This window comes from Escherichia sp. MOD1-EC5950 (assembly GCF_002965345.1).
In the GTDB taxonomy this organism is placed as follows: Bacteria; Pseudomonadota; Gammaproteobacteria; order Enterobacterales; family Enterobacteriaceae; genus Escherichia; species Escherichia marmotae.
Genome location: NZ_PTSR01000060.1, coordinates 1 through 5,337, shown reverse-complemented (window position 1 = coordinate 5,337; position 5,337 = coordinate 1). Strand labels below are relative to the sequence as shown.

The following is a 5,337-nucleotide window of genomic DNA, read 5'->3' as shown; positions in this document are numbered from 1 at the left end:
GTTAAAAACCAGTTCTGGTTGTCGCTTTTTACCACGTTGTAGTCATAGGGACCGGCAACAATACGACCTTCTTTACTGAAAACGCCCTCTGACAGGCCGTCAACCTCCACAATTTTTATCCCTTCCAGAGTATCCGCGCCCAGACCGCCCGCATTGTTGACCATGACGCGGGTACTACCGGAAGTATCACCTTTTACGATGAGTTTATCCGTTACGGAATTATCATCGCCTAATACCGTATGCATGACTAACAAACCATCATTGGCAGTATAGTTACCGTTAATGGTCAGTGTGGTCGGCGTGAACTCGTGGCCATTTTCATACGCAGACAACGTTGCTGTTCCAGCCAGTGCCAGCGTTTTTAACGTTTGTGAATAACCGTTTAAATCGAGATCTCCACCGCTGTCGACAATATAATCGGAGTTGGGGCTGAAGGTATCTACTTTACCAGCGCGTAGGCTGCCTTTAGTTATATAGGTATCACCAGTATAGATATTCGAGCCGGATAATGTGGTTGTTCCGGAACCTACCTGGTTAACCTGGCCTTTACCGTCTATGTATGAGGTCAGAACAAAATCAGCGTTGGTGTGATTAAAGTTTAATATTGAAGTGGTTGACGCATTTGTCCCCCCTAAATAAATTCGGGGTGTATTAATTGAACCAGCAGGCTGCGCAGCCTCACCTTGCGCACCTCCAATATTTAACATTCCTGTTCCGTTAGAGGAGACACCAACCCAGATATATGAATTCGCATTGATTACACCATCGTTGCTGACAGTGAGAATTCCGGTAGTATCAGAAACGGAAGATGTATTATATCCGCCAAGAAGTATATATGGGGCATTTACTGTTGAATTTTTGTCGGCAACCAGAACTTCTCCATAGCTACTCTGGTTAGCTGACAGAGAAGAATGGGCGTCAACATACCCAATATTCATTTGAGTCAGGGAAGTGAGTGTTCCGCCATTAGTAACAGATACTTTCCCTGTTCCCTGATCGCCAACAATAGCAATTTTAGAGGTGACTGATGAGCTTTCCCCATCAATAACCAACGTCCCCCTGGCATCACCATAAAACTCACCAACTCTTATTGATTGCAGGCCACTTATCTTACTACCTTCTAACACGTATAACGTACCGGAGCCTTCGTTAGTGCCTAAAAAAATATTGGAGGAAGGTGTGTCGAACTGCCAGTTGGTATGGTTTGTTAAAGTGATGGAGCCTTCAGCATTATTACCAATGCTGGCTGCTGAAGTGGTAAGTGAAAGATTATCAATGAGTAATGAACCATTAGAGTCTTCACCTACTTTCAATGAGTTAAAATGCTCCCATCCGGGATCGTAGCCTTCTGACGCAATGAGTTTTATCTCTTCATTATTATTAATGACAACATTACTATCTGAATTTACAGGTGGGGTGATAGCCAAGGATACTGGCGTAAATAATATGGTATAAATGGCTATCGCCCGTGTCGATAAGCTTTTTTTTGCTGATTTCATATCACTCACTTTTATCCTTAAAAATTAAATGGCGAAATGCTTTTCTATTGCACATCTTTTCTTCCTGAAACCTTGCAAGGCGTAAGTATGCAATTCTCTAAATAAGAATATCTGTAACAGATGCTGCAATAAATATATTAAAGTGTTAGTTATTTATTGCATTGATAGCTTTTTGTGGTTTGTCATCGATGTCAATATGTTAACATGGTATTTCTGAAAAAAATAATAATAAATCGTCTTAAGAACTATAAAAGTGCAATAAATAAAGCTTATATAAATCAATTAAATAGATGGTTAAAGTTTTTTTATTAAGAAAAATGATGTGGACTTCATGATTTTTACATTGAGTTTCTGGCAGGGTGAAAATTTGAGATTATTATAAAAAATAATTCAAATGATACCAGCGACAATTGCAGGAAGAGTTATTAACTGGCAGGAGAAGTGGGATTCACATTAAGAATAATACAAATATATTCTCTTTTGCTATAGATTTTTCTTAATCGCTGAACTACTTATTAATCAACCCTGATGATGACTGTTAGCTTCAGGGTATTAGCCTAATCACACATCATGGAGTTCACCGATGAAAACTGGAACTAAGCTCTTAGTTGGTGCGTTAGCTTTTGTTGTCACAAACGTTTATGCAGCGGAATTGATGACCAAAGCGGAATTTGAAAAGGTTGAATCGCAATATGAAAAAATAGGTGATATTTCAACAAGTAATGAAATGTCGACCGCAGATGCGAAAGAAGATTTGATCAAAAAAGCGGATGAAAAAGGGGCTGATGTGTTAGTGCTGACCTCCGGTCAGACTGACAATAAGATCCACGGCACGGCAAATATTTATAAGAAGAAGTAATTCTTAAGTCCATGTAAACATGCCTAATGCGCACGTTTATCAGTAAATGCAACATATTGATATTCATAGTTTTGCAGGCCGGATGAGGCGTTCACGCCGCGTCCGGCAATTTAATTTTTTAATCGCCGCCAGAACGTCGTGCGGCTGATGCCTAAATAATTCGCTGCTGCTGTTTTATCGCCGTTAAATTTCTCCAGCGCCTGCCGTGGTGTCAGCACGGTGGCGGCGATAACGTTAACCGATTCTTTGGCCAGTTCTGGCAATAATCGCTGCAGAAATTGCAGCGTTAAATCTGGCATCGGTTCCACGCTTAAAAATAGCGCCAGTCGTTCCATCATATTGCGTAGTTCGCGAATATTCCCCGGCCACTTATAGTGCAATAACACCGCCTGGCAGGTATTTAACCCCTCGCGTAACGCAGCAGAATACGGGGCGGTAAGTGCTGCCAGTGACACTTTCAAAAAGCTTTCCGCCAGCGGCAGAATATCCGCAACCCGCTCGCGTAGTGGGGGTAACTGCAGGCGCAAAATACTCAGCCGATAAAACAGATCACGGCGAAACCGCCCTTGCTGCATATCCTCTTGCAGATTGCAGTGGGTGGCGCTGATAACTCGCACATTCACCGGAATCGGTTGATGCCCGCCGACGCGGGTGACCTCTTTTTCTTCCAATACCCGCAGCAGGCGAGTCTGCAACGGCAGCGGCATTTCGCCTATCTCATCCAGAAACAGCGTGCCGCCGTGGGCAATTTCGAACAGCCCGGCGCGGCCTCCGCGTCGCGAGCCGGTAAATGCCCCTTCCTCATAGCCAAACAACTCCGCTTCCAGCAGTGATTCAGCAATCGCCCCGCAGTTAACGGCAACAAACGGATGCGATTTTTTCCCCTGTCGCGCATCGTGGCGGGCAACGTATTCCCGATGAATTGCCTGTGCTGCCAGCTCTTTGCCGGTTCCTGTTTCTCCCTCAATCAGCACCGCAGCATTTGAGCGGGCATACAGCAAAATGGTTTGCCGCACCTGTTCCATCTGTGGCGATTGACCGAGCATATCGCCCAGAACGTAGCGAGTACGCAGCGCGTTGCGGGTCGCATCGTGGGCGTTATGGCGTAGCGTCATGCGCGTCATATCCAGCGCATCGCTGAATGCCTGGCGCACGGTGGCGGCAGAATAGATAAAAACGCCGGTCATCCCGGCTTCTTCTGCCAGATCGGTAATTAGCCCAGCACCAACTACCGCTTCGGCGCCGTTGGCTTTCAGTTCGTTGATCTGCCCACGAGCGTCTTCTTCGGTGATGTAGCAGCGTTGGTCGAGGCGCAAATGAAACGTTTTTTGAAAAGCCACCAGCGCCGGGATAGTTTCCTGATAGGTGACGACGCCGATAGACGAGGTGAGTTTTCCCGCTTTTGCCAGTGCCTGTAATACGTCAAAGCCGCTGGGTTTAATCAGAATCACCGGCACCGACAGGCGGCTTTTCAGGTACGCGCCGTTAGAGCCTGCGGCGATGATGGCGTCGCAGCGTTTGCTTGCCAGTTTCTTACGGATGTAGGCCACCGCTTTCTCAAAGCCAAGCTGGATAGGGGTAATGTTCGCCAGGTGATCAAACTCGAGGCTGATATCGCGAAACAGCTCGAACAAGCGCGTCACCGATACTGTCCAGATAACCGGTTTGTCGTCGTTAAGTCGAGGTGGATGTGCCATTGCGCGCCATAAATCAAGAAACCGAATATTGGGTTTAGACTTGTTTCATCATTGTTGCAATGAAACGCAGTGAAACATTGCCTGAAACGTTAACTGAAACGCATATTTGCGGATTAATTAAACGTGATTTTAATAACTCGTTGAAATTTAATGCTTAGTTTGATTTGAGTAATTGTGGCACAGCCCTTGCTTTGTGTTTATCAACGAAATAACAAGTTGATAACAAAGGATGGGCTATGTCTCTACACTCTCCAGGTAAAGCGTTTCGCGCCGCACTCACCAAAGAAACCCCGTTGCAAATTGTCGGCACCATTAACGCTAACCATGCGTTGCTGGCACAGCGTGCCGGATATCAGGCAATTTATCTCTCCGGCGGCGGTGTGGCGGCCGGTTCGCTGGGGTTGCCCGATCTCGGTATTTCTACCCTTGATGATGTACTGACCGATATTCGCCGTATTACCGACGTTTGCTCGCTGCCGTTGCTGGTCGATGCTGATATTGGTTTTGGCTCTTCGGCCTTTAACGTCGCTCGTACAGTGAAATCGATGATTAAGGCCGGTGCGGCGGGGCTGCATATTGAAGATCAGGTTGGTGCGAAACGCTGCGGTCATCGTCCGAATAAAACGATCGTCTCGAAAGAGGAGATGGTGGATCGGATCCGCGCGGCAGTGGATGCGAAAACCGATCCTGATTTTGTGATCATGGCGCGCACCGATGCGCTGGCGGTTGAAGGACTGGATGCAGCGATTGAGCGTGCGCAGGCTTACGTTGAAGCCGGTGCCGAGATGTTGTTCCCGGAGGCGATTACCGAACTCGCCATGTACCGCCAGTTTGCCGATGCGGTGCAGGTGCCGATCCTTGCCAACATTACCGAATTTGGCGCTACGCCGCTGTTTACCACCGATGAATTACGCAGCGCTCATGTCGCAATGGCGCTGTACCCTCTGTCAGCGTTCCGCGCCATGAACCGCGCTGCCGAACATGTCTACAACGTCCTGCGTCAGGAAGGCACGCAGAAAAGCATCATCGACACCATGCAAACCCGCAACGAGCTGTACGAAAGCATCAACTACTACCAGTACGAAGAGAAGCTCGACGATCTGTTTGCCCGTAGTCAGGCGAAATAAAACAAACGCCCGTTGGTTGTATCCGACAACCGATGCCTGATGCGCCGCTGACGCGATTTATCAGGCCTACGGGATGCACTGAACTGTAGGTCGGATAAGACGCATGGCGTCGCATCCGACAACCGATGCCTGATGCGCCGCTGACGCGACTTATC

General features: G+C 47.2%; 4 protein-coding genes. 2 read left to right on the top strand and 2 right to left on the bottom strand.

Annotated features, from left to right (window positions below; translation table 11 throughout):
* Nucleotides 1-1,499 (bottom strand): autotransporter outer membrane beta-barrel domain-containing protein (locus BEA93_RS23815; protein ID WP_236942300.1); only part of this gene is annotated, 1,499 nt, incomplete at its 3' end.
* A 583-nt stretch (nt 1,500-2,082) separates the two neighbouring features.
* On the opposite strand from BEA93_RS23815, the gene yahO reads away from it, so the two are divergent.
* On the top strand, nt 2,083-2,358 hold the full coding sequence (yahO, locus tag BEA93_RS23810; RefSeq protein WP_000848012.1) for a DUF1471 family periplasmic protein YahO: 276 nt from the start codon (nt 2,083-2,085) through the stop codon (nt 2,356-2,358).
* Nucleotides 2,359-2,468: 110 nt separating this feature from the next.
* Here the strand turns inward: yahO and prpR are convergent, their stop codons facing one another.
* Nucleotides 2,469-4,055 (bottom strand): propionate catabolism operon regulatory protein PrpR, encoded by a 1,587-nt coding sequence (gene prpR, locus BEA93_RS23805; protein WP_105225147.1) that lies wholly within the window; start codon nt 4,053-4,055, stop codon nt 2,469-2,471.
* 236 nt (nt 4,056-4,291) lie between these two features.
* Between prpR and prpB the strand changes: the two genes are divergently transcribed.
* Complete coding sequence (gene prpB, locus BEA93_RS23800) at nt 4,292-5,182, top strand: methylisocitrate lyase (protein ID WP_105225146.1); 891 nt, start codon at nt 4,292-4,294, stop codon at nt 5,180-5,182.
* Nucleotides 5,183-5,337 lie beyond the last annotated feature (155 nt).

Coding starts and splice junctions, on each gene's coding strand:
- yahO (WP_000848012.1), top strand. CDS start 2,083: ATGAAAACTGGAACTAAGCTCTTAGTTGGTGCGTTAGCTTTTGTTGTC.
- prpR (WP_105225147.1), bottom strand. CDS start 4,055: ATGGCACATCCACCTCGACTTAACGACGACAAACCGGTTATCTGGACA.
- prpB (WP_105225146.1), top strand. CDS start 4,292: ATGTCTCTACACTCTCCAGGTAAAGCGTTTCGCGCCGCACTCACCAAA.